This window comes from Pseudoalteromonas carrageenovora IAM 12662, assembly GCF_900239935.1.
Classification (GTDB): Bacteria; Pseudomonadota; Gammaproteobacteria; order Enterobacterales; family Alteromonadaceae; genus Pseudoalteromonas; species Pseudoalteromonas carrageenovora.
The window spans coordinates 584,306-609,898 of sequence record NZ_LT965929.1 but is presented as its reverse complement, the minus strand read 5'-3'; the positions used below and the strand labels follow the sequence as shown (position 1 = coordinate 609,898).

Here is a 25,593-nt window from a genome sequence, read left to right as displayed (position 1 = left end):
CGCCCCTTTTTTTATTAGTTTTAATTTTAACTATATTCTTCGTTATCTAGCTCTACGGCCTCTTTTAAGCGCTCAAGTACGTCTGGCATTGCTGATACAACACGGTTCCAACTTGGCACAAATGGCGCTTCCATTGGGTTTTCTAAAAAGTGTTGACCTGCTTCCATAATATTTTGCGCAAACATTTCAACGGCTTTTTCTTCTTGGTGTACATCAAGCGTTAAGCCGTTCATAAGCGCATCGTTATGATACGTTTCTATAAAGTCTAACCCAATACGATAATACGTTGCTTTTAATGAGCGAATAGTTTCACTAGTAAAAGTAACGCCTTGTGTAGCCAGTTTTCTAAATAATGCTTTAGTTATATCTATAGACATTTTAGATAAACCCGCACTTTGATCATCTAGTGAAAGCGCTTGGTGTTTATGATCGTAGTTATCGGCAATATCTACTTGGCACAAGCGGTTATGTGAATAGTTACGGTACATTTCGCTCAGTACGCCTATTTCAAGGCCCCAATCACTTGGAATGCGAATATCATTTAATACATCGCGTCTAAACGAAAATTCACCAGCTAATGGATACCTAAATGAATCCATATATTCAAGGTAGTCTGTATTACCTAAAATTGTTTTAAATGAGCGTAGTAATGGCGTAACTAATAAACGCGATACGCGGCCGTTAATTTTGCCGTTTGCTGTTCGTGGGTAAAACCCTTTACAAAATTCATAGTTAAAGCGAGGGTGTGCTACAGGGTAAATTAAACGCGCAAGTAAGCTTCTATCGTAGGTTAAAATATCGCAATCGTGCAGCGCTATTGATTCAACTTCGGCAGTGGCTAACTTATAACCCATGCAATACCATACGTTTCTGCCTTTACCTAGCTCTCTTGGGGCAACGCCAAGTTCTTGCAGTTCTTGATCAAGTGCTTTTAAGCGTGGTCCGTCGTTCCATAATACTTTATGATTTTGATTTAACTCTTTAAAAAAACTAAGTGCATGACGATACTGTTCTTCATTTGCTCTATCTAAGCCAATGGTTATTTGCGATAAATAAGGCACATCACGTAGTTCACTTACTATATTTTGCAGCGCAGGGCCTTCAAGTTCACTAAATAAAGACGGGAGTATTAACCCCATTGGACGTTTTTTAGAAAAGCTAAGTAGCTCTTGTTCTAGATCTTCTATTGGTCTATCGGCAATATTATGTAGTGTTGTAATAATGCCATTTTGATAAAAATCAGCCATGAGATGTTTGCTCCTCAGAAATACTTAAAATACTGCTAATGCACGGCAACGACGTTATTTCTTCTATCCACCCAAGTGGTGCTGGCGATTGAGAATAACGTGCTTTGTTGTGCGACAATTTAACCGGCTTTTTACTGGCCGGATTGGCAATAATAATGGCGATATTTGCTTGCTCTAACATTTGCTTATCGTTATCGCTATCACCTAGTGCAATGACCGTGAGAGGCTTTCTAAAATGATGGGTAAACTGTTTAACTAACCACTGCTGCGCAGCGCTTTTGTCGGTATTTTTGGCAATATGAATAAATCTACCACCAATTTTTATGTCGTAACCGAGTGCTTTAACATCTTGTACAAAGGTGCTAAGTAACTCATCGTCACCATACCAATAAAGGGGATCTGAATAATCGCGGGTTTGGGCGCGCCTTGCTTGCGCATCATCGAGCCCTGTAAGCTCAGATATTTGCTCGCTCGATAAATCACTAAATAATTTATAATGCGCTTTGTAATCACTTTTTAAAGTATCTAAATCCTTTAATAAGCTCGATAGTGGCTTAGCTAGTGCATAGCACCAATAAGCGCCTATTTTTTTACAACCAATAGGCTTAAGTTCAAAATAGTCCTCTGGAATAAATACCGCGGCACCATTTTCTACAATAAAAGGCTGTTGAATATTTAAATCGTTTTTAAGCTCAACCACTTCACAAAATGTTTTACTAGTATTAAACACAACAGGAATGTGAGCACTTTGTAATTGCTGCAGTAACTCACTGATATTATTTGTATTGTAGTCAGCATGGTCGAGCAATGTACCATCTAAATCTGTAAATATAATAGGCTGTAGTGTGTCGTCACTTGTAAGGTGCATACCGCTAATATCGCGGTTGCTATCAAGTTCAATTAAGGCATTGGCTTTAGCGCTTAGTGTATTTAAATTTTCTCGGGTAATGCGCTCAAAATGAGAAATAAAATACACCAGCTGCTCGTTATTCATCGTGCCCGAGCCCTCACCTTTTTTAGCAATTAACTTTTGTTCTTGCTCTTGTCGCCATGTAAAAACATCTGTAAAACTTGGCGCTTTAAGCATGACGGTATAGTCAATTAAGCTAAAAACAGTTTTATATTCGTTTGCTAAGCAGCTGTTTACACAGCGACGCCAAACACCTTCTTTGTCGTATTGCTGCTCTAGTTCGTTAAGTGGCTCGCTTAGTGAAAATGGTGGCTGAGGCTCGCTGCCTACACACCAGCCTTCTAAAATAACAATGTCGACAGGTTTGTCGTTTGTAACCCATTCGCTTTTAGGTACGCAGTCGTCTTCATGTTTATTAAAACGAGGAAGCGGTACGTTTATCTCGCCAGCGAGTAAATTAGTAATTGTGCTATTCATTAAGGCTACATCGTGAGTACCTGGTACACCACGAGTAGTAAAAAGAGGATGTACATCGCTTGCAAGTTCAGCACGTGCTTGTTTGGCTAAATAAAAATCGTCAATAGACAATGCGACACTATTAAAAGGTGTGTTTTTAGAAAACCAAGTAACTAAAAAATCCGCAAGTGTTGTTTTTCCTGAGCCTTGGCATCCATTTATAGCAACAAAAATAGGAGTATTTGTTTTTTTAGATTCTAGGATGTCATGCGCAAGTGGAACAAAATATTGTTCACTTAAATATTGATACTTTAAAGGCAGTTGGTGTTTTGTTAAAAACGGGGTTATATCCACAATATTGGCCTCTGACATAGTAACTCCTTTGCATACAATGCGTTCTGGGAGTTAAATGCAGATACTAGACCATTATTATTTTTGTATATATTTTAGTTACTTAAAAAAAATAGCGCATTTAAAATGCGCTATTATGGTGCAATGTTTTCTACTTACGTGCACTATTAACTCTCTTGCGACTGCGCCTTAGGTAATACAAGGTTTAGTACAATGCCTAAAATAGCGCATAAACTAACGCCCTCTAAGCTAAATTGGCTGCCACCAATATGCATACCGCCTATGCCACACACCAAAATAAGCGCCACAATACTTAAGTTACGCGGTGCGGTTAAATCATCACCCGACTTAACTAACGTATTTAAACCTACTACAGCAATAGATCCAAACAGTAAGATCATAATTCCGCCCATTACCGGTACAGGTATGGTTTGTAAACCAGAGCCCATTTTAGCAACAAAGGCTAAAATAATGGCGATCACAGCTGTCCACATCATTACTTTTGGGTTGAAGTTTTTAGTAAGCATGACAGCGCCCGTAACTTCTGAGTATGTAGTGTTAGGCGGGCCACCAAATAACGATGCGGCAGAAGTAGCAAGGCCATCACCAAATAAAGTACGGTGAAGTCCAGGCTTTTTCAAAAAGTCTTTATTGGTAACTTGGCTAATAGCCATCATGTCGCCAATATGCTCAATAGCTGGGGCGATTGCTACTGGTACCATAAACAAAATAGCTTGCCATTTAAACTCTGGCCATGTGAAATTTGGTACAGCAAACCACTGTGCGTTAGTTACCGCATCAAATTGCACAACACCCATTGCAAGCGATAAACAATAACCCGCTACAACGCCTGCTAATATAGGAATAAGCTTAAATACGCCCTTACCCCACACAGCAAAAATAAGTGTAACCACTAACGAGAACAATGAAATATAAATAGCGCTGTTGTAATCAATAATTTGAATACTACCGTCACCACTTTTACCCATTGCCATATTTACAGCAACAGGTGCAAGTGCAAGGCCAATCACCATAATTACTGGGCCTACAACCACTGGCGGTAAAATTTTATGAAGCATTGCTACTCCTTTAAACTTAACTAATAAGCTTAAAAGCATATAAGCAAAACCTGCAGCCATTAAGCCGCCCATAGTAGCTGGTACACCCCACATTTGAACTGCAGCAATAATAGGTGCAATAAAAGCAAACGATGAGGCTAAGAATATAGGTACTTGGCCTTTAGTCACTACCTGAAACAGTAACGTACCAATGCCGGCAGTAAAAAGTGCAACATTAGGATCAAGGCCAGTTAAAAGCGGCACCAATACTAACGCACCAAATGCAACAAACAGCATTTGCGCGCCAGTTAAAATAGTTTTTATCGAAAAAGTGTCATTTTTTTGCACTGAATACTCCTAAACAGTACCAAAAATTTTGTCGCCCGCATCACCTAAACCTGGGATAATATAACCCTTTTCGTTTAAGTGGCTATCTACAGATGCAGTAAATATTTCAATATCAGGATGAGCTGTTAGTGTTTTTTCAACACCTTCAGGCGCTGCAACAAGCACGATTACTTTAATATCTTTACAGCCTGCTTTTTTAAGCATATCGATTGTCGCAATCATAGAGCCACCCGTTGCAAGCATAGGGTCGATCACTAAACTTAAACGCTCATCAATATTGCCAACTAACTTTTCAAAATATGGAACTGGCTCAAGTGTTTCTTCATTACGTTCAAGGCCAACAACACTCACTTTAGCTGCTGGTAAAAGCTGCATTACGCCATCCATCATGCCAAGGCCTGCGCGTAAAATTGGCACTACAGTAATTTTTTTACCTTTAATGTGCTCAACCTTTAACTTGTTGCCATCCCAACCTGTAATTTCGTTATCTTCTAACTGTAGGTTTTTAGTTGCTTCGTAGGTTAATAATGTACCTACCTCAGAACATAATTCACGAAAACTTTTAGTGCTAATACCATGCGCGCGCATTAGGCCTAATTTATGTTGAACAAGAGGGTGAGAAATAACGTGAATAGCCATGATATAAACCTACTGATACAAGAATTTGCGGTATTTTATATTAAAAAAGGTCATTTGACCTGTAGTTTTAGCAAAGATTTCATAGATCGTGCCAAAATTCATTGATTTGATTGATATTTATGCAAACCATCTATCCATTGTGTTTATTAAATGTTACCTGCTAACGAGGTGTTTACCTGCTTAAGCATGTAACTATTTATTTTTAAATGTTCAGGGCTCCACCCTGCTAAAAAGCGATAAAAGTCAGCCCATGCTAGCGGCCATAATTTTTGCCACTGAGCAGTAACATCATCAGCATTAATAGCTGGCTGGTAAATTGTAAGCGCACTTTTTAAATGCGTAAAATAATAAGCTAAATATTCATCTGCACTATCATGCAGCTGCTCATCATTAAAGCAACTGGTCATAAAGTACATTACATCTATAATCCCTGCCCCAGCCCCCACATATTGAAAGTCATACCCTAGTATTTCACTTTGCTCATTAGCTGCAAAGTTGGCAAGTTTAGCATCGCCATGAATGAGCGTTTTGTAGTGTGATGTTTGCAGTATTTTATCTATTTTATGTGCAGCACTTTTAATATCGGACTTTTTATCGTCGTGTTCATTTAATTTATTAAACTCATCGGGTCGTGTGCTTAAATGCCAATAATTACCTTGCTGCCATAACCTGTTAGCAGGTTTATTTAAGTTAAACGCATGAAAGTTTGCCAGCCACTTTAATATAGCTTGAACATGTTGTGACCCTGCTTGAACAAACCCATGTTGGGTAAAGTTTTTAAACACCAGCGCATATTCATCAACGTTATTGATAGCACTTATACATTCGATGCTTTTTGCTGTGCTAGGTAAAAACGGGCTGTAACGCTTATAAAAATTATATTCAACGCTATAAGAGTACTGTTTTCTTTTTAGTGCAAATTCGCTTTGCTTAATTTTAGAATGGTGTATGTATCGTGGTATTTTAATAGCCTTAACAACACATGACTCATCATCAAGCATGCACTCTACAATACTGCCGCACCCACTCCAAAGCGATGTTAGTGTATCGCCAACTTCAATATGTTTAAAACGAGACTGTAATAGAGGAAGATAAAATGCCATTGCTATAATAAGTAATTAAATTTTATATAGCTTAACATTATTGGGCGTTTTTAATAAAACTAAGGCATAAAAAAGCCCCGCTGTGTTTTATATAAGTTTTATATGTAAGTAGTGGCCAAAATCACTACACCAGGTTATTTCCATTTCATCCATTAAATAAGTCATTGCCTATTAAATCTAAATTGCACGCATGAAAATGGCTGCATGGTGCAGTTGTGATTTATTACTGAACAGTTTAAGTTTTATGCTAGTAGCTTTTCGCAGTTACTGATATTCGCTCGGCGCTTTCGGTTTAAGTTTTCACAATAACCTTCTTGTGAGGCTGGCCTGCCCACTGCGCCATGAAATACGCGCGTAAATTGGGTTGTAAGCTTTAACCAGTTTTCTAAAGATATATTCACCCTTTCTAGCAAAGGAAGGTTCATATTATCAATATGAACGCGCTTGTCTTCTCGTATACAACGTCCTGTTAATTCAACAAGTTCAATGTATGATCTAAGTTCAAACGGGAGTCCTTTTGGCATTATCTTACGTGGCATGCCTGAAAAACGCTGTAGTTGTTTTGGTTGTTTACCATCCTTTGCATACGTTAAACGCTGTTTGATGCTGGTATGGCCTGAATCCTCTGGAGTGTTAGCCATTTTAGCTCTAATAGGGTTTAAATCGACATACGCCATGCAGGCCGCAAGGGCTGCTTCATCTAGTAATGCTTGCGATTTGAATCTACCCTCCCAGAACCGTCCAGTGCAGTTATCTTCTTTATTTGCTCTGCGAGCAATGTCTTCATTTAATAGCCGCATAAACCAGCTGATACTTGATAGGCGCTCTCGGTATTGCTTTACTGTTTGATTAAAAAAGATAAGTTCAACTTTACTTAGCTTTTCACCTTGTACATATTTTTGCGTTAATAATGTGCCTTTACAGAGTTTATGTCAGCGAATAATAATCGCTTTATCATTTAGCCTATTCGCTTTTTTATCATCAACATACAACACTAAGTGCGTGTGGTTACTCATAACAGCATAAGCACAGACATCAATGCAAAATACCTTAGCTAACTCAAGCAGTTTGTCTTCAACCCAGCCTCGTCGATGCTCATAAGATTGACCAGTAAAACGGTCTTCACCACATAAAAAAGCACGACGCACGCAACGTGAAATACAGTGATAGTATTTTGTATCAACCAAACTTACTTGACGCTTTCTTGCGATTGCCATAAGACACCCTGCATGTTTTTTGCACTAAACAAAGGCTAGCCTTCAAGTTCGAAAAGAGCAAAATTTTAGATGGGTGTCTTGTTTATTATTCCAACGCTACACTTTGTTTATGAAGCAGGCCCTTGTGGTTATTGGATTTACAGATTAATCACAAGCCTTGGCCATTGCTGTTATGTGGTTGCCCCGTCTCTTATTCCTAAAAAACCAGGCGAGAAGATTAAAACCGATAAACGTGATGCCCTTAAGCTCGCTAAATTACTTAAATCTGAAGATTTAACACCTATCTATGTTCCCGAGCCTGAAGATGAAGCCGTACGCGATTTATCTCGCGCACGCGAAATAGCCATGGAAGATTTAAAAGATGCTAAATATCAATTAAAAGCGTTGATGCTTCGCAATAATATTAATTACAAAGGCACCGCAAATTGGTCACAAAAACATTTACGTTGGCTCACTGAGCTTGTGCTGCCACATCCCGCGCAGCACATTGTCTTACAAGAGTTTTTACAAACAATTACCGAGCGAATAAGCCGACTTGAAAGACTAGACAATGAACTAACACATCACGTCCATCAATGGCGTTATTATCCCGTTGTTAAAGCAATACAAGCAATGCGAGGTGTTCGCTTGTTGGTCGCCACCGGCGTTGTGGCTGAGCTTGGTGATTTATCGCGCTTCGACCATCCCCGTAAATTAATGAGTTATCTCGGTCTTGTACCCAGTGAACACTCGAGTGGTGGCAAACGCCATATTGGCGCTATCACAAAATGCGGAAACGGCCGAGCAAGACGCCTTCTCGTTGAAGGTGCACACACTTATCGGTATGCGGCAAATATATCGACAGATATGCAAAAACGACAAGAAGGTTTACCAAAGGACATTATTGATATTGCGTGGAAAGCACAACTTAGGGTCTGCAAGCGCTATAAAAAAATGATAGCCAAAGGGAAACACTACAACCTTGTTGTCACCGCAATTGCCCGAGAAATGATTGCGTACATATGGGCCATTGCAAAAGAAGTGGTACTTACGCCAGTGAACGCAAAACTTAGATTGGCAAGAGTACCCGCATGATAAACGAATTAGAGTTAATGCATGGGATCAAGCATCGGGTGTGGCACAACCACCGACGGCGTTAGGATGGCAATGCAGCTAACGCTGCATTGAACCACGAACATAGACTGAAGACAGGTGCCACGACGGAATAAGTAAGGTCTGCTCTGTTGCTAGAAATAGTAATAACCAACGAATATCAGCAAGATAACCGACGAAATTACTTGCTTCATCTTATGTATTAACTCGCTCTAATTCGAGCTAAAGTAATTATGGCTTAAAAAAGTTAGGCAGGGATCAGTGCGTTTAACTTGACAGTGGGAGTCATACCAACGCCCCATTAACGGGCAAACAACAGTTGGTTAAAATAAGCGACGCAGGAGCAAAAACCAACTGTTATTTGTCCCTGTTTAATGGCTTGTTAGAAGCACCATACCCCCTGCTTACAAAATAATAAAACGCCAAACCAATAGCTAGATTTATATACATTGCTATCTGATGAAAAGTAACAGGTTCGATTAAAAATATAACAAAAGCAGGAATGCCAAATGCCAATGAAGAGCTAAATAAACTAAAATATTTATATTTAAGCATTAATACAATTAACGGTAATGCAGAAAATAAAGCGATAATGATAGAAAATAATGTTGTCGTTGAAGCTAAGTAAATATATAAATTGAGATCATCTAACTCAACGATAGGTAATGTTGAATATTGCATTAAATAGAGGGTAACAAAATACAAAACTAAACCAACGGTTAAGTTTATTTGAATGATTCCCGATGCTAGTCGTTTAATTGAATACTTCATGTGCTTCTAACGCCTGCGTCACGGGTGGAAAAAAGCGCAGCTTTTTAACATCCCGTGCACGCACTTGTTATGTGTTTAATTTATGGTTCTTTCACAGTAGAGTAGAGCGACACTTTTTGGTGCGGTCTCCGTAACGCCTGTTTTTTCGGTATTACTAGTTTGAGTTTCATTAGAATCTGTACGAAAAGCACTGAACCTCTCATTACCTGCTCGCCCACCTCTATTATGGCCACCTTTGTGTCTATTTTGATCATACTCATAACTATGAGAATGGCTTTTTAATGTATCACTACGGACATCTCCTGGCTTACGCTTACCAACTGGATCAATTTTTTGATTTTTGTAGTCAATTCCCCTCACAAATCTTCCAAAGGCAGGCTCATAAGGACTCCATCCAGCAGGACATCTAGTCGAATTAAACGCTAAAACGCTATTCGGTGGAGTGACGTAATAAGTGCTTACAACTTTGGGGAATGCAATTGCAAATGATGGGCCACTTGTATTAACTGAGATATATCCAGCTTCATATTTAATTTTTCCAATACCTGCTGACTCGGTGATCTCAGGAGCCAATCGTTTACAGTCAATTTGAATATTCGAGTTTGTGATTTCCGGCTGCAAGTTTGTATCTACTTTATTACCATTAGTGCGAACCATTCGTTCAGTACATTCATAGTTTTGCTTTTCGAGACCAAGATATTTTAGATTTCCGTCATGACTTGAGTCTATTTCGAAGTGTACAAATTGATTGTGATCACCGTTTGGAAGAAAACCTATATTTATCTGCTTTCTAGACATTGCAATACATTGTTGCCACGAACTCAAAGCTGGAACACTAAGTATCTCTGCCTCTGCAAAAAGGTCAGATCGAGACTCAGCAAATTGTTGGTTTTCATTGCACCACTTAGCGAGCTTCGCTCGTTGTTGGTTACTATTGCTGCCAGCAGAACCACTCCCATACCCAAATATAGTGGCGCTTGCTCTAGCAACTTGTGAGTCGCTGACGGTATTAAAATCCAAACCACAATGCTTGTGCCATTTATATGCAACTGCGTGATCTGCACTTTGATATCTAGTTATATTGGTAATGCCATGTTGTAATAATAAATCACAGCTCTCATTTGCGCTTGCTATTGCCGACAAGAAAGACAAAAGTAATAAGCTATATTTAAACATGAAGTATTCTCCTTAATTATTTATATTTAAAACACCTTTTAGAACTGAATTGCGAAACATGCAATTTACTATTGAAACATAACGCTTTAATTAAAGGGCTTAATAGATTGGATTGGTTTTTGCGCTCTTTGCAAAAAACGAGACAAGCTTATTAAGTCCGTTTGAATTACTTGTTAGCAGGAACAACCCAAAGCTTTTAAGTAACTATGTAATTTGATTTACACTAAACTAATTGATTGTTTAGAAAAGGTAAATAATTAATTGGGACTTTATAAAACTTAATTGATTGAACTACTTAAATTGAAACGCCCTACTTTGAATTCAACGTAAAATTTAAAAGAAACACAAAGAATTAAATGCCAAGCGATGAATTCAAGTTTATTTAAACAACAGAAATGCTATTCCTGCTAACGCCACAATAAGCGGCTAATAATAGCTGACTAAAATTGGTGAGGCACGAACCACAGCCAGCTGTTAGTAGTCCGTTTAATTGTTTTGTTATGAGTAACTTACGTTAACTCAAAACACTACACTAATAGTAAACACCCAATTTGTAAATAAAGGTTAACTTGAGCTACTAAATAAAATTAGCCTAGCTCAACTCGTATGAAGCGAAAAGAGGACTATACTTTTAGCAAAAATCCTTTTAGCTACAACAAACAATCCAATTAGATAAAACTCATAACAGCTTATTGAACACCACTTTGGGGGTTTATAACACCCCAAAACGGCGTATATTACATTGCTTAATAATTCCACTAAACAACTTCCATGTAAACAAGTAATTACATATTTTGTAAAGTTATTGTTGTTAAAATACACCAAAACGACTTTTAATAATGTTATTGGACAAAACACGAACAACTGTCTATATATACAGTACGCTTTTAAAAGTTGAATATCATTTATGAAATCTCTCTTTCTAACCATGATTAAAGACCATATGTATAGCAAACGGTATGCAAAGAGCACTATTGAAGCTTATCTTTTTTGGATAGCTAGCTATATCCGCTTTAATAATATGCAGCACCCAAGCTCTATGGGAGACACTCAAGTGGAATCGTATTTGAACCATTTAGTAAACTCGCAAAACGTAGCGCAAGGCACAAAAGCGCAGGCACTAAATGCGCTAAGTTTCCTATATAAAGAAATAATTAAGAGCCCCCTTTCATTATCATTAGACTTTGTAAAAAGTGAACGCCCAAGAAAACTACCCGTTGTGCTTACTCAAACAGAAGTTTCAGCGCTATTTAAACACTGTGTAGCTAAGCATTATTTACCCTGTGGATTACTTTATGGCAGTGGTATGCGATTAATGGAGGTACTGCGTTTACGAGTTCACGATATTGACTTTGACTATAGCTGCATTCGAATTTGGGATGGCAAAGGAGGTAAAAATCGTGTTGTAACGCTTGCAGTAGAGCTCATACCGCAATTACGTTCTCAAATACAATTAGTTGATAGTTACCTGCAATTAGATCTGAAAAACCCCTTATATAGCGGCGCTTATATGCCGCATTTGTTACGTAAAAAATATCCAAACCATAACAAACAGTTAGGTTGGCAATATTTATTTTCATCACATAAATCAGGGCCTGTTGACCTTTCAGGATTAAAATTTGTTCAATCTAGGGGCTATTTAATCGCGGCGTGAGGTTTGTAACCTAGTGGGCTAAGTAAAAATTGAGCAACAAAGAGTAAATAGCCCCTAGGAAGAACCCTTTGGGCAGCGCCTGTTTGGCATTAATGCTACGTTATTGCCCATTTATGGGGAATAACCACACTACATAGGCTCTGCCTTGCCTAAATACCAAACACACTGCTGCAAATTTAACCTCGAAAGATAAACAGGCCCTAAGTCTTGATCCTGAGAGTAAGCAATTGAGACGCCATCATATCGATGAAAAGCAATTACAACGCGCTGTTAAAAACAGCCGCTTTTGATGCACATATTAATAAACACGTTACCCCACATACTTTGCGCCACTCTTTCGCTACGCATTTGCTGCAAAGCGGCGCTGATATACGTACAGTACAAACACAACTAGGTCACAGCGATGTGCGTACTACACAAATATATACTCATGTTTTACAACAAGGTGCTAACGGGGTTGTTAGCCCTTTTTCAAGATTATAAGCGTCTCTTTTTAATCCTCTACACATACATATTCGCTTTAAGACCAACACCGCTATCTATCTCTACTTTAAAAAACACATAAAAAAGCCCCGCTTGTTTTTACACAAGCGGGGCTCCACACTAATACTTTCCAAGAATAAAAGCGCCGATACTGCGGGCGCTTTGCATCATTGAATTTAATTTTATTGGTTAACTACACTTTTAAGTGGATTAACTGGTTGTGCGTTGTCATCTAGTAAGTTCATGTCAAAGTCGAACTCATCTACACGAATCGCTTTTTCACGTTTTATGTTGTAATCAATTAACTGAGCGTGCTCAGCATCGGTAATCACGTTTGCCGCTAGTGCGTTATCAAGCGTGATGTTAAAGCGAATGCCTGGCTTAATTGTTTTAGCGCGCAGTGCTTTTTTAACTTTAGCCAGCTCACCAAGTGATGCCATTTTAGCTTTGTAAGCTTGCTCATTAATGTAATGACCATCGCCTTCTACTGGTTTAACTAAATGTGTAATTTGCGCTTTAAATGCAGTATCAAGCTGGGCTTGCTTAGCTAGTTCGCGAATTAAGTCGTCGCTAATTTTTGGCATTTTAGTTGAGTAGTTCATTGTTACAAAACGAATAAATTTACGAGTACCACTTGCAGGGAAGTTATCTAAAAACTTATGCAGGGCTTCTTCAGCGCTTTGTAGTGCAAAACGCGTTGCGTAATGGAAATACGGCGCTGCTTGCTCACGCTCGCTACTTGCTACTTTTTGCTCGTAGTATTTGATTGATGCCATAGCTGCATATAAAAAGCTCATAACGTCGCCTAAACGTGCAGAAAGCATTTCAGCTTGCTTTAATTTACCGCCAAGTACAAGTAACGAGAAGTCTGCATATACCGCTAATTTAGCTGATAACTTATGAACTGCTTTTTCGTATTCACGGACTTCTGGTAAATCAGAGTTAGCGCTTGCAGTAAATGGTAAAACACCTAAACGGAACGCACGTAAGCTGTTTGCTGTGCTGTAACCTATTGTTTTACGTAAAATGCCGTTAAACTCTTTATCTGCACCTTTGTCTTCACTATGTATAGATTCAACCATAGATTGTAAATATGGATGACAGCGCATTACACCTTGACCAAAGATCATCAGGTTACGAGTAAGAATGTTCGCGCCTTCTACCGTTATAGCAATTGGCTGTGCAACATAACCGCTCGCAAGTGTATTTTGCGGACCATTTTGAATTGCTTTACCTGCTTGAATATCCATAGCAGAATCGAGCACGTCGCGGCCAAGCTCTGTCATGTGGTATTTAGCGATTGCGGTTACTACTGATGGTTTCAAGCCCATGCCTAAGCCTTCAGTTGTAAGCACGCGCATTGCTTCTTGTAGGTACGTTTTTCCTGCAATGTCGGCTAGCTTTTCTTGAATACCTTCAAACTGGCCAATGGCTAAACCAAACTGCTCACGCACTGCTGCGTATTCAGATGCTGATTTAAATGCAACTTGTGCAGTACTTACACCTAGCGCAGGTAAAGAAATACCACGGCCAGCGCCTAAACAGCTAACCAGCATTTGCCAACCACGGCCGATGTTTTTCTGGCCGCCAATAATGAAGTCCATTGGTACAAATACTTTGTTACCACGTGTAGTACCGTTGTAAAAACGAATACCCATTGGGTCGTGTCGGTTACCAAGCTCTACACCTGGGTGCTCTTTTGGAATAAGTGCACAAGTAATGCCTAGGTTTTCTTTACCGCCAAGTAGGCCATCTGGATCAACTACTTTAAAGGCTAAACCGAGTACCGTAGCGATTGGTGCTAGTGTGATGTAACGCTTATCCCATGTAATTTCAAGGCCAAGTACTTCTTCACCGTTGTATAAACCTTTGGTAACAGTACCCACATCTGGAATGCCGCCTGCATCAGAACCCGCTTCTGGGCTTGTAAGCGCGAAACATGGAATGTCTGTACCGTTAGCTAAGCGAGGTAAGTAATGAGCTTGTTGCTCTTGTGTACCAAAATGAAGTAATAACTCGCCTGGGCCTAATGAATTAGGAACCATAACAGTTACCGCAACTGCAGAGCTTTTAGTTGCAATAGTTGCCACAATTGTAGAGTTTGCATAAGGACTAAACTCTAAGCCACCAAACGACTTAGGAATGATAAGGGAGAAAAAACGCTCTTTTTTCAAAAATTCTAAAATATCGTCAGGTAAGTGAATACCGTTTTGAATAACTGAATCGTCAATCATGCCAAGTAGCTCTTGCACAGGGCCGTCTAGGAATGCTTGCTCATCTGCACTTAAAGTAGCTGCAGGTACATCGCGTAGCGCACTGAAATCTGGCTTACCTTGATAGATAGACCCTTCTAGCCACACATCGCCTGCGTCTAGCGCTTCTTGTTCAGTGATTGAAATACTTGGTAAAACTTTTTTTAATTTTGTACGTAAACTCATGATTGAACTCATCCGACCAGATAATAATACCTACATTACGTCATAAAAATTCGTTTAGATCAATTACTCTATTCAATTAATTAACAGTTTTTTCAATTTATTTTCTTTACGAAGACGTAAACTGTTGAAACAAAAAGGCTTACACTTGTACTCTGAAATATATTTTTTTTGCGCGATTGGTGAATAAAAACACGAAATAAGGGGAAAGGTGCCTAAACTTTTTAAAGGCATAAAATTAAAGGCATAAAAAAACGCAGCCAATTATGGCTGCGTTTGTCGTTAACTTTTTAGGTTTGTTATCGGGCAACTTTAACAATTTGCTTGCCAGTAAATCCACCAGCCAGCTGTTTATTAAGCGCTTGCGAAACAGATTCGGCGCTAAAATCTACAGGTGTTATGTCTGGGTGTTTAATATCGCTATTAACCGCCCCTTCGAGTAACAAATTGCCCATAAAACTTAAGCGTTGCTGCGCACACAAACTGTTTGCAAGCCATGCTCCACCAATTGATACCACGCTGATATTAGGCGCTCGATGATACATTAAGTCTTGATCAAAACTCGGTAGCGGATTTAAACAAGCAATTCGTCCACAAAAGCGCATAAGCTCTATGTTACGAAGAGTTGTGTCCCCACCAATAGTATCAATAACAGCGTCAAAGCCTTGTGGACCGAGTTCGCGGCGTATTTTTTCACACAACTTCTTGTCGTTGTAATCAAAAACAGCGTCAGCCCCTAGTTGCTTAACCATTTTATGATTACGCTTTGATGCGGTTACAAACACATCTGCCCCGCGCTGCTTAGCGTATTGAATCGCAAATTGGCCTACGGCCCCTGAGCCACCTTCAATTAAAACAGTATCACCTTCACTAATATTAATTTTATCCAAACTTATTAGTGCAGCCATACCCGCACACGGTAAAGTCGCTGCAATAGCTGGATTTAAAGCATCTGGCACAACCGACACTGCAAAGTTAGCTACTTTAGTGTATTCACTTAACGCACCTTGCTCTCCAATATTAGCGTGCCACATTACGCGTTCGCCAACATTAGGAAATACACCTTTTTTAGCTTTAACTACAACACCTACAGCGTCTAGACCTAAAACATGTGGGTATTGCCATTTACAAAAGCCGGTTTTAGCAAAATAACCGTCAACTGGGTTTAAACCAACGTACTCTACTTTTACTAGTAGCTCGTTGTCTGCACAGTCTGGAACAGGCATCTCAACATCAGCTAAGTTAATTGCTTCATTTGGCTCTGGCAGTACAATAGCGCGCATAGTTTGCGGGATATCGTAGTTATTTAAATTATCAGTTTTTGGCATCAATATAACTCTACTTATTAGTGTCGTTTAACGCATAACTCCATTGGCCATTAAATGACTGGTAGGCATTTACTTTAGCAAGCAGTGAAGTAATTGTTGTTTCAACAGCATTTTCTTGCGCTATTAAAACATCCTGACGCGCATCTAACAACTCAAGATAAGGAATTTGACCTTCTTCGTACATTGCTTGTGCTTGTAAAAATGCTTTATTAGCAAAGTCATAGCGCTCATCTGCAAAACGTTTTTGCTGCGCCTGATTAACCAACATTTGTAGCGATAGTTCACTTTCACTTAACGCATTTAGTACTACCTGCTGGTAATCACTGTAAGCCGCTTCACTTAAAAATTGCTGTGCGTCGCGCTGTGCTAATAAAGCTGGGTAACTTAATAGCGACCATTGCAACTGTGGTGCTACTTGCCACTGCTGGTCGGTATTTTTTAAGCCTGTGCTATCTATACTCACAACACCTGCAAATGCAGATAAGCTAATATCGGGTAATAGCGCTTTGCTAGCTGCAACACTTAAACTATTTGCTTGGCTAAAATCAAATAATGCACGGCTAATATCTGGACGTAAGGCAATGGCATTATTAGCATTTTTTAGTGCTACGCTAAAGTCACGTTCAAGCACACCTTGCTCGTTTTCAATAGCAATGTCTTGCGCTAACTTACCACTTAGTACTGCAAGAGCAGATAAATCGCTGTATTTTGCATACTCAATGGCAGGCATAAGTGCTTGTTGCTGCCTTAGCTGCGCCATAGTTCGATTTAAATCAAGCTCGTTTGCTACACCTTCGTCAACACGTGCTTGAAGTACATCAATACTTTGCTCAAGGGCTTCTATTTGCATTGCGATGATTTGCTGCTTTTCAACATTGCCTTGGTAGCTTACAAAGCCTTTAACAACCGACGATACAACTTCAATTTGCAGCAAGCGTACTTGCTCTGCTTGGCTCATGGCCGATGCATTTGCTGCATCAACCAAGGCTGTGATTCGACCAAACAAATCTAGCTGCCAATCAAGTGCAACGTTTGCACTTGATTGACGGTCATAAACGCTTGGTGCATCGCTTCGAGCTGCGCCTACATCTACACCACCTTGCGGCAGGTACTGGGCTTTTTGCTCACCTAACCGTGCTAATGCGCTTTTAAGCGTTAACTGGCTTATTTGCAAATTATAGTTATTTGCAAGCGCACCTATAACAAGTTCATTTAACTGATCAGAATTAAGTTTTGTCCACCAGCTTGTTTCATCAGCAACAATCACGTTGCTAGCAATATTAGCTTTAGCAACAAAATCGTTAACCGCTTTTTGCTCGCTAATAGTGTCTATTTTACTCGCACACCCTGCTAAAAACGAAGCCATTAAAACCGCACTGACTGTTAGGCTAGTTTTAAACCTTTTTTGCATCAATTTAGTCATGAGCATTCTCCTGCGCTTTATCTTTTTTGCTCGTTACTAGCATGTAAAACACCGGCGTAAATAATAAACCAAATACGGTTACACCTATCATGCCTGAGAATACTGCGTTACCCATAGCGTGACGCATTTCAGCGCCTGCACCTGTAGCAAGCACTAACGGTACAACACCTGCTGTAAATGCAATTGAGGTCATTAATATAGGGCGCAAACGCATACGACATGCTTCAAGTATTGCCTCTAGATGCGTTAATCCTGAGTCGTGTCTGTCTTTTGCAAACTCAACCATTAATATCGCGTTTTTAGAAGCTAAGGCCACCAGTACTATTAACGCTATTTGGGTGAATATGTTGTTGTCAGAGCCAACAAACCACACACCTAATAAAGCAGAGAATATAGTCATCGGTACAATTAATATAATCGCAAGTGGTAAACGTAAGCTCTCGTACTGTGCTGCAAGTACCATAAATACAAGCAATACAACTAACGGGAATACATAAACCATTGTATTACCAGCAAGTACTTGTTGGTACGTTACTTCAGTCCATTCATACTCAATACCTGATGGCAGTGTGTCTGCGAGTACTTTTTCAATAGCTAACTGTGCTTGGTCAGAGCTATAACCTGGTGCTGGGCTACCATTAAGCTCGGCACTTGGGTAACCGTTGTAATGCATAACACGGTCAGGGCCAATGGTTGGTGTTACCGTTAATACAGAACCTAATGGCACCATATGGCCTGCACGGTTACGTACTTTTAAGTTAAGTATTTGCTCAGGGTCTTTACGGTAATCAGCATCAGCTTGCGCATTTACTTGGTACGTACGGCCAAACATATTAAAGTCGTTTACATACACAGAGCCTAAGTAAACTTGCAGTGCGTCAAATACTTCATCAAGTGGAATACCTTGAATAAGTGCTTGTTCGCGGTCAATGTCTATATCCATTTGTGGCACTTGAATTCTAAAGCTTGAGTAAAGCCCCATTAATGCAGGGTCTTGCTGCGCCTTACCGATTACGGCTTGCAAGCTATTAAATAAGGCTTCAAACCCTTTATTTGCTCTGTCTTCAAGTTGCAGTTTAAAACCACCTGTTGTGCCTAGGCCTTGAATTGGCGGTGGCGGAAATACAGCTACAAAGGCTTCATCAATGGCAGCAAAACGCTGGTTTAGCTGTGCAGCAATTGCCATTGCAGACTTACTTGGGTCGGTACGTTCATCAAAGCTCTCAAGTGGCGTAAATACAATACCGCTGTTAGGGCTATTTGTAAAACCATTAACCGATAAGCCTGGGAACGCAACAGTATGTGCAACGCCTGGTACCTCTAATGCAATTTGTTGCATTTGGGCTAATACATCTTCAGTACGATCAAGGCTTGCCGCATCTGGTAGCTGTGCAATTGCAACTAGATATTGCTTATCTTGCTGTGGAATAAAGCCACCTGGTACCGTATCAAATAATTTAATTGTGCCGCCAACCAGTGCGATATAAGCAACCATCACAATAACAGTCATACGAATAAGCTTTTGTACTAGTTTTTCGTACCCTTTAGCACCACGATTAAATACGCGGTTAAATGGTTCAAACAACCAACGGCCAAACAATTTATTAAGTAAACGAGTAAACGCATCTGGCTTTGCATCGTGCGACTTTAATAACAATGCAGCAAGCGCTGGCGATAACGTGAGTGAGTTAAACGCAGAGATAATAGTCGAAATTGTGATTGTAAGCGCAAATTGCTTATAAAACTGACCAGACAACCCGGTAATAAATGCCGTAGGAATAAACACCGCACTTAATACTAAAGCAATAGCAATAATTGGGCCTGTAACTTCACTCATTGCAACACGTGTTGCTTCAAGTGGCGATAAGCCGTTTTCAATATTACGCTCTACGTTTTCAACAACTACTATCGCATCATCTACAACAATACCTATGGCCAAAACTAAACCAAACAACGACAAGGTATTAATTGACACGCCCAACCATTGCATTACTGCAAATGTACCAATAAGTGAAATAGGCACAGCAATTAGCGGAATAATAGATGCTCGCCACGTTTGTAAAAATACAATAACAACAATAACTACCAGTACAATTGCTTCAAGCAACGTGGCAATTACCGCGTCAATTGAGCCGCGAACGAATACCGTAGGGTCGTACACAATGTCGTATTCAACACCAGTAGGGAAATCTTTTGATAAGCGCGCCATTGTTTCGCGTACTTGATCAGAAAGCTCAATAGCGTTTGAACCTGGGCGTTGAAATATTGGCATTGCAAGAGCTGGTTGGTTGTCAAGCTCTGCACGCAGTGCGTAAGTGTCTTGACCTAAATCAACACGGGCTATATCAGATAAGCGCGTTAACTGACCTTCGTCGCCTACTTTAATAATAACTTGTTCAAATTCTTCAATACTGTTTAAACGACCTTTAACGTTTAACAGTATTTGAAATTGACTGTCGTTTGAAATTGGTTGCGCACCTAAGCTACCTGCAGCAACTTGCTGGTTTTGCGAGCGAAGTGCTGTTACTACATCTGTTGCTGTTAATTCGCGTGCAGCAAGTGCATCTGGGTTTAGCCATACTCGCATTGAGTATTTGCCAGCACCAAACATGCGAATATCACCTACGCCTGGTAAGCGCGCAATTTCATCTTTAATGTTTAAATCAGCATAGTTAGATAAGTACGCTGTGTCGTGCGTTTTTTCAGGTGAGTATAAATGCACTACCATGGTTAAATCGGGTGATGACTTTTCAGCCACAACACCTAAACGTTGTACTTCTTCTGGCAAACGCGGAAGTGCACTGTTTACACGGTTTTGTACTTGTACTTGAGCACGGTCTAAATCGGTACCTAACGCAAATGTTACCGTTAGAGTCATACGGCCATCGCTAGTACCTTGCGAAAACATATACAACATGTTTTCAGTACCGTTAATTTCTTGCTCCAGCGGTGTTGCCACTGTTTGCGCAATAACGGTAGGGTTAGCACCTGGGTAGTTGGCGGTAACAACAACTGTTGGAGGAACTACTTCTGGGTATTCACTTACTGGTAATTGGAATAGTGATATGCCACCAGCAATTAAAATAACCAACGACAGCATAGCCGCAAATATTGGGCGCTGTATAAAGAAATGCGAAAATTTCATCAATAAACCTTATTGCTTAGCCACAAGTTGTGCGTTGTCGTTTGACAATGTAAATGCCACACCGCTTGTATCAATTGTTACTGTTTGAGGAGAGATTGGCATACCAGGACCTACGCGAGCAGGACCATTTACAGCAATTACATCACCTTCATTAAGGCCTGAAGTAACCGCACGTAATGCACCGTAACGTTCACCAATAGTAATTAGTTTGTATTCAAGTACGTTGTTTTCGCCAACGGTTAGTACAAAGCGATTTTTTAAGTCAGTACCAATTGCACGTTCTGGGATAATAATAGCGTCGCTAATAGAATTGGCTGCAAGCTTGATACGTGCAAACGAGCCTGCGCGTAATTGGTTGTTGTCTTCATTAAATACCGCACGTACACGTAATGTACCTGTTGATGAATTAATTTGGTTATCAATAAAGTTAATGTAGCCTTTGTATGCAAAATCACTTTGACCGACTTTTTGCATTACAACAGTTTGGTGGCTCGCAGCAGTAACATCATTAAAAGAGCTATTCCATGTGCGCTCATCAACATCAAAATAAGCGTACATAGCTTGGTTTGAAACAATCGATGTTAATACGCTTTGACCCGCAAGTACGTTATTACCTTTGGTAATATTTGCGCGAGAAATAATGCCATCAATTGGTGATACTACTGACGTAAATTCTAAATCAAGTTCTGCTGAGGTAAGTTGTGCTTGAAGTGCAGAAAGCTGTGCTTCGCGTTGGCGCAGTGTTGAAGTACGCGCTTGTGCTTGCTCAGTTGAGATTGCCTTACGGTCTAATAAGCGTACCGCACGTTTGTCTTCACTTTTAGCTTGTTCAAGTGCGGCTTCTGCACTTTTAATTTGTGCTTTTAAGCTTGCAACAACCGCTGCAAATGGGCGAGCATCTAATTGAAATAAAACATCGCCTTCTTTAACCACGTCGCCTTCTTTAAATTCAATGCTATCGATGATTCCTGATACACGCGGCATTAAAGCAACTTCTTGTGGAGACTCTAAACGAGTTGTATATGTGTGCCAGCTCTGTACCGGCTTAACAAGCACCTGTGCTACATCAATTGGTTGAAGTTGCTGTGCAGGTGCTGATTGAGCTGTGCTCTCATCAGCACAACCTGCAAGTGTTAATGATGCCGCAGTAAGTGCAGCAGCAATTAGATGTTTGTTCATGAAGACGCTCCATTGTTGATTAGCCTTGCATAATACGGATTAAACCCGTGTGTAAAAACCATAGATTTTTAAATTCATTAATGCCAAAATGGCATCAATAGAATATTCAAGGTGTAACAATGGATACAACAAGCCGGCTTTTAATGTTACTTGAAGTCGTTGAACAAGGCTCTTTTGCAAAAGCAGCAGAAATTCGCAACATTGACCGCTCTGTTATATCTAAGCAAATTAGTCGCTTAGAAGATGAGTTAGGGGTAAGGCTGTTAAACCGCACCACCCGCTCGTTTTCGTTAACCGCGGCAGGCGCCGAAATGATCAAAAAAGCCGGCGAACTAAGAGAGTTACTTGGTGAAACCGTACGTATGGCCGAAAACTACCATTTAGAGCCACGTGGGGTGTTAAAAATCACCTCATCAACGCTTATTGGCAGACGTTATTTACAGCCTGTGCTTAACGATTTTCAAAAGCGCTTTCCGCAAGTTGAAGTTGAACTTCGTTTAGACGACAGGTTAGTTGATATTGTTTCTGAAGGGTTTGATTTAGCCTTTAGAGTGGGTGAGCCAAAAGATTCCTCCCTTATTGCCCGTAAAATTGCACGTAACCGCTTGCTAATATTAGCCGCACCAGAGTTTATAGAAACTTACGGCATGCCTAAAACCATGGAAGATTTAGCCCAATTACCTGCTGCAAGTTATGCCAGTAACTCTATTAGGGTTGAAGGGATAGATTACTTTAATAGTAAAGGTGAGTAGTGCGAGCAAAAAATAAAAAGTGTGTTTAGGGCAAACGATGCCGAAGCATTACTAATGAAGACCCTATCGGGTACCACTTACTTTGTAGCGCCTGCATTTATTATTGGTGACGAAATAACACAAGGGAAGCTCGTTCCATTACTCACCGATGTAAAGCTTATGGAGTTTAGCGCTATGTATGCGGTGTACCCACACCGTGATTTACCGGTAAGAACACGTTTATTTTTTGATGCAGTGCGTGAGCACTTAGGAAAAGACAAACCAATTTGGGAAAATGGTATTCCGAACTTTGAACAAATGTACTAAGGCTTTAGGGTTACAGGTTACTAGGGCGTGTTGTTCTTTGCGGATTGAAATTTGTTCAATCTAGGGGCGATTAAATCGCGGCGCGAGGTTTGTAACCTAGTGGGCTAAGTAAAAACCGAGTAACAAAGAGTTTATCGCCCCTAGGCAGAACCCGAAGGGCAGCGCATGTTTGGCATTTATGCTGCGTTATCGCCTATTTATGGGGAGTAACCACACTTCATAGGCTTCGCCTTGCCTAAAAACCAAACACACTGCTGCAAATTCAACCATCAAAGATCAACACGCCCTAAGCAATTACCTTTTCTAATTTAGGCTCTTTTTTAAACTTACAATATACTTTATTGCGGCCAAAACGTTTTGCTTTATACAACTGTTTATCTGCTTGGCTTATTAGCCCCTCAAGCGTGTTACTGCTTCTAAATTTAGCCACACCAATACTGGTAGTAATGTTAATCACTAAACCATCAATTTTAAAATGAGTATTTTCAATATCAGCTCTTATTTTTTCAGCCGCATTAAGTGCTTCGTCTTCATGTGGGAAAGAGCAAAATAAAGCAAACTCTTCACCGCCAACTCTAAATACATACCCCTTACCCAGCGTCACTCTTAGTAAAGTAGCTACCTCAACCAATACCTTATCACCCACAGCATGTCCGTGTTTATCATTTACTTGTTTAAAAAAGTCTAAGTCGAGTAAAAATACATATAGTTGCGACTTATCTTGTAGTTCCACTTCAAAATAGTGATTCATAGAGAGCCGATTACCAGCTCCAGTTAATGGGTCAAGTAACGCTAAATTTTTAAGCCGTTTAGAAAAATGAGCTCTACTGCCTTCAAAAACATGCGAGATAGCCCAAATACTTAAATAAGCACACATTAAATTCAAAGATAAATTGAAAGTGGTAAACGGGCTAAGGCTCGATTTAGTCCCTAAAATATAAGATTGTATAACGAGCAAGCTAGCAGATAAGACAACCCCGTATTGCTTACCTAACAATAAGTAAAACAAAATAGGTAATGCGAACGACCATACAAATACCCCATTATGTGGTGTAGCAAGCGCAGTAGCTAAAATAACAATGAGTGTTATAAGTGCGCACATAACTATAGACTGCCAAAATCTTAATGGGCGACGTAAGAGTGATATGTAGGTGAAAAAACAATAAATTGAAAAGAAGACTTCGATATAACCCAGTAGCGCAAAATTGTTTACTGTTAAGTTAAAGACCGCAAATGCAAACGACAAAAAACCAAAGCAAAGACACATCCAACTAAGAACGCTCTTTCTTAATGATTTAGTACTATTAAGAGCTGCGATATCCATTCAATTAACTTAATAACAAACAAAAAATAATTGTAACCTGAAAAAACAAATTAACAAGCTTTGAAGAAATAAAACCTTGTTAATACAAGCATTATTCACATTACCGGGACAGCTTAACTACTTTAGGTACACAACTGCCGCTTTTTAGCTAAATACTAACCACCTAACATAGACAAGTTTGTGGTTATACCTGTGTTGCCTTGGTGTAACAGGTGGGTGGGCTTTTTAGTTTTAATATACCGTGAAAGTAAATCCATTAGCGCGGTGTTTGCGTTATCGCCCATATACTCTCTTAATGAAATACCTTCTTCAGAGAACAAACACAGATGCAAATTGCCTTTAGCGGTTACCCTTAATCTGTTACATGTACTACAAAAATCATTACTGTAGGGCATGATCAACCCAATTTTACCTTGGTAATCGGGGTGAGCAAATTCTTGAGCAGGCCCAGCAGAAGCGCTTCGCGCAACTTGCTGCCAACCGCTTTGTAATAGCTTCACTTTTAAAGACTGACCCGAGACATGGTTCGCATCAAAAAATGTTTTATTATCGCTTGTTTGCATAAGCTCTATAAAGCGAATGGTTACCGGACGATGTTTAATCCAATTTAAAAATGTTTCAAACTCTTGTCCATTGTATTGCTTCATCAGCACGCTGTTTATTTTTACCGACTCAATACCGGTTTCAAGTGCGGTATCTATACCGCTCATTACAGATGCAAATTTATCGTGCCCGGTAATCGTATTAAACATACGCGGGTCTAAGGTATCAATACTGACATTAATTGCATTTAGGCCTGCATCGACCCAGTTATGAATATTTTTATGAAGAGAGAAACCATTCGTTGTCGCAGCTATTTTTTTTATGCCGCTGGTATCTTTTGCAACGCGAATAACATCTATAAAATCTTTGCGCAAAGTTGGCTCACCGCCTGTGATCCGTACTTTTTCTATACCGTGATGGGCAAAGGCTTTAAGCGTATTGCTAATTTCATTAACACTTAAAAAACCGCGCTCTTGGCCGCCTTGATAACCATCGGGTAAACAATAAACACATTTAAAATTACATACATCGGTAATAGATAAACGTAAATAACTAAATTCTCGCCCTGTAGGGTCGATTAGCATAAATAAACCTTAACTCATATCAACAGATAACACATACCTAAGCCGTTTACCTATTAATACATAATAATT

At 39.7% G+C, this 25,593-nt stretch carries 14 protein-coding genes and 5 pseudogenes; 4 read left to right on the top strand and 15 right to left on the bottom strand.

Annotated features, from left to right (window positions below):
- Positions 1-26: 26 nt before the first annotated feature.
- The 6 genes and pseudogenes from ALFOR1_RS18995 to ALFOR1_RS18970 form a co-directional block, all read right to left on the bottom strand.
- Positions 27-1,247, bottom strand: a complete 1,221-nt coding sequence (locus ALFOR1_RS18995; protein WP_058550207.1) for a glycosyltransferase family protein — start codon at positions 1,245-1,247, stop codon at positions 27-29.
- Positions 1,240-2,985 (bottom strand): HAD-IIB family hydrolase, encoded by a 1,746-nt coding sequence (locus ALFOR1_RS18990; protein WP_104644053.1) that lies wholly within the window; start codon positions 2,983-2,985, stop codon positions 1,240-1,242. The genes ALFOR1_RS18995 and ALFOR1_RS18990 overlap by 8 nt, the downstream gene beginning before the upstream one ends.
- Before the next feature lie 146 nt (positions 2,986-3,131).
- A complete protein-coding gene (locus ALFOR1_RS18985; RefSeq protein ID WP_058550205.1) occupies positions 3,132-4,370 on the bottom strand; it encodes a uracil-xanthine permease family protein in 1,239 nt (412 codons plus the stop codon).
- A 9-nt stretch (positions 4,371-4,379) separates the two neighbouring features.
- The gene (gene upp / locus ALFOR1_RS18980; RefSeq protein WP_104644052.1) at positions 4,380-5,009 is read right to left on the bottom strand and encodes a uracil phosphoribosyltransferase; all 630 of its coding nucleotides are present in this window, start codon (positions 5,007-5,009) and stop codon (positions 4,380-4,382) included.
- Between the two features lie 146 nt (positions 5,010-5,155).
- Positions 5,156-6,112: a protein kinase family protein gene (locus ALFOR1_RS18975; protein ID WP_104644051.1), complete on the bottom strand. Its 957-nt coding sequence runs from the start codon at positions 6,110-6,112 to the stop codon at positions 5,156-5,158.
- 242 nt (positions 6,113-6,354) lie between these two features.
- Positions 6,355-7,329, bottom strand: a pseudogene (locus ALFOR1_RS18970) (transposase).
- 93 nt (positions 7,330-7,422) lie between these two features.
- On the opposite strand from ALFOR1_RS18970, the pseudogene ALFOR1_RS18965 reads away from it, so the two are divergent.
- A pseudogene (locus ALFOR1_RS18965) lies at positions 7,423-8,403 on the top strand (IS110 family RNA-guided transposase); the annotation flags it as partial.
- Between the two features lie 375 nt (positions 8,404-8,778).
- Here ALFOR1_RS18965 and ALFOR1_RS18960 read toward each other — a convergent pair.
- Both ALFOR1_RS18960 and ALFOR1_RS18955 read right to left on the bottom strand, forming a co-directional pair.
- Entirely contained in the window at positions 8,779-9,192 is a 414-nt protein-coding gene (locus ALFOR1_RS18960) for a hypothetical protein (protein WP_131692515.1), read from the bottom strand.
- A gap of 75 nt (positions 9,193-9,267) precedes the next feature.
- On the bottom strand, positions 9,268-10,368 hold the full coding sequence (locus ALFOR1_RS18955) for a hypothetical protein (protein WP_104644050.1): 1,101 nt from the start codon (positions 10,366-10,368) through the stop codon (positions 9,268-9,270).
- 907 nt (positions 10,369-11,275) lie between these two features.
- On the opposite strand from ALFOR1_RS18955, the pseudogene ALFOR1_RS18950 reads away from it, so the two are divergent.
- A pseudogene (locus ALFOR1_RS18950) lies at positions 11,276-11,956 on the top strand (integron integrase); the annotation flags it as partial.
- A 266-nt stretch (positions 11,957-12,222) separates the two neighbouring features.
- Positions 12,223-12,505: pseudogene (locus ALFOR1_RS18945) on the top strand (tyrosine-type recombinase/integrase); the annotation flags it as partial.
- 182 nt (positions 12,506-12,687) lie between these two features.
- On the opposite strand, the gene ALFOR1_RS18940 reads toward ALFOR1_RS18945, so the two are convergent.
- From ALFOR1_RS18940 to ALFOR1_RS18920, 5 genes are all read right to left on the bottom strand, one after another.
- Positions 12,688-14,943, bottom strand: a complete 2,256-nt coding sequence (locus ALFOR1_RS18940) for an acyl-CoA dehydrogenase (RefSeq protein ID WP_104644049.1) — start codon at positions 14,941-14,943, stop codon at positions 12,688-12,690.
- Between the two features lie 296 nt (positions 14,944-15,239).
- Complete coding sequence (locus ALFOR1_RS18935; protein WP_058548262.1) at positions 15,240-16,268, bottom strand: zinc-binding dehydrogenase; 1,029 nt, start codon at positions 16,266-16,268, stop codon at positions 15,240-15,242.
- 10 nt (positions 16,269-16,278) lie between these two features.
- Entirely contained in the window at positions 16,279-17,691 is a 1,413-nt protein-coding gene (locus ALFOR1_RS18930; protein ID WP_104644182.1) for a TolC family protein, read from the bottom strand.
- Entirely contained in the window at positions 17,684-20,836 is a 3,153-nt protein-coding gene (locus tag ALFOR1_RS18925) for an efflux RND transporter permease subunit (RefSeq protein WP_104644048.1), read from the bottom strand. Before ALFOR1_RS18925 ends, ALFOR1_RS18930 begins: the two co-directional genes overlap by 8 nt.
- Positions 20,837-20,845: 9 nt before the next feature.
- Complete coding sequence (locus tag ALFOR1_RS18920; RefSeq protein ID WP_024595653.1) at positions 20,846-22,015, bottom strand: efflux RND transporter periplasmic adaptor subunit; 1,170 nt, start codon at positions 22,013-22,015, stop codon at positions 20,846-20,848.
- Between the two features lie 119 nt (positions 22,016-22,134).
- Between ALFOR1_RS18920 and ALFOR1_RS18915 the strand changes: the two are divergent.
- Positions 22,135-23,073 (top strand): annotated as a pseudogene (locus tag ALFOR1_RS18915) (LysR family transcriptional regulator).
- A gap of 286 nt (positions 23,074-23,359) precedes the next feature.
- On the opposite strand, the gene ALFOR1_RS18910 reads toward ALFOR1_RS18915, so the two are convergent.
- Both ALFOR1_RS18910 and moaA read right to left on the bottom strand, forming a co-directional pair.
- A complete protein-coding gene (locus ALFOR1_RS18910) occupies positions 23,360-24,397 on the bottom strand; it encodes a GGDEF domain-containing protein (protein WP_173827083.1) in 1,038 nt (345 codons plus the stop codon).
- A 155-nt stretch (positions 24,398-24,552) separates the two neighbouring features.
- Entirely contained in the window at positions 24,553-25,524 is a 972-nt protein-coding gene (gene moaA, locus ALFOR1_RS18905) for a GTP 3',8-cyclase MoaA (RefSeq protein WP_104644046.1), read from the bottom strand.
- Positions 25,525-25,593 lie beyond the last annotated feature (69 nt).

Bases quoted from the DNA above. Each gene is read 5' to 3' on its own strand.
- ALFOR1_RS18990 (WP_104644053.1), bottom strand. From the start codon at position 2,985: ATGTCAGAGGCCAATATTGTGGATATAACCCCGTTTTTAACAAAACAC.
- ALFOR1_RS18940 (WP_104644049.1), bottom strand. From the start codon at position 14,943: ATGAGTTTACGTACAAAATTAAAAAAAGTTTTACCAAGTATTTCAATC.
- ALFOR1_RS18955 (WP_104644050.1), bottom strand. From the start codon at position 10,368: ATGTTTAAATATAGCTTATTACTTTTGTCTTTCTTGTCGGCAATAGCA.
- ALFOR1_RS18975 (WP_104644051.1), bottom strand. From the start codon at position 6,112: ATGGCATTTTATCTTCCTCTATTACAGTCTCGTTTTAAACATATTGAA.
- ALFOR1_RS18910 (WP_173827083.1), bottom strand. From the start codon at position 24,397: ATGGATATCGCAGCTCTTAATAGTACTAAATCATTAAGAAAGAGCGTT.
- ALFOR1_RS18995 (WP_058550207.1), bottom strand. From the start codon at position 1,247: ATGGCTGATTTTTATCAAAATGGCATTATTACAACACTACATAATATT.
- upp (WP_104644052.1), bottom strand. From the start codon at position 5,009: ATGGCTATTCACGTTATTTCTCACCCTCTTGTTCAACATAAATTAGGC.
- ALFOR1_RS18930 (WP_104644182.1), bottom strand. From the start codon at position 17,691: ATGACTAAATTGATGCAAAAAAGGTTTAAAACTAGCCTAACAGTCAGT.
- ALFOR1_RS18920 (WP_024595653.1), bottom strand. From the start codon at position 22,015: ATGAACAAACATCTAATTGCTGCTGCACTTACTGCGGCATCATTAACA.
- ALFOR1_RS18935 (WP_058548262.1), bottom strand. From the start codon at position 16,268: ATGCCAAAAACTGATAATTTAAATAACTACGATATCCCGCAAACTATG.
- moaA (WP_104644046.1), bottom strand. From the start codon at position 25,524: ATGCTAATCGACCCTACAGGGCGAGAATTTAGTTATTTACGTTTATCT.
- ALFOR1_RS18925 (WP_104644048.1), bottom strand. From the start codon at position 20,836: ATGAAATTTTCGCATTTCTTTATACAGCGCCCAATATTTGCGGCTATG.
- ALFOR1_RS18960 (WP_131692515.1), bottom strand. From the start codon at position 9,192: ATGAAGTATTCAATTAAACGACTAGCATCGGGAATCATTCAAATAAAC.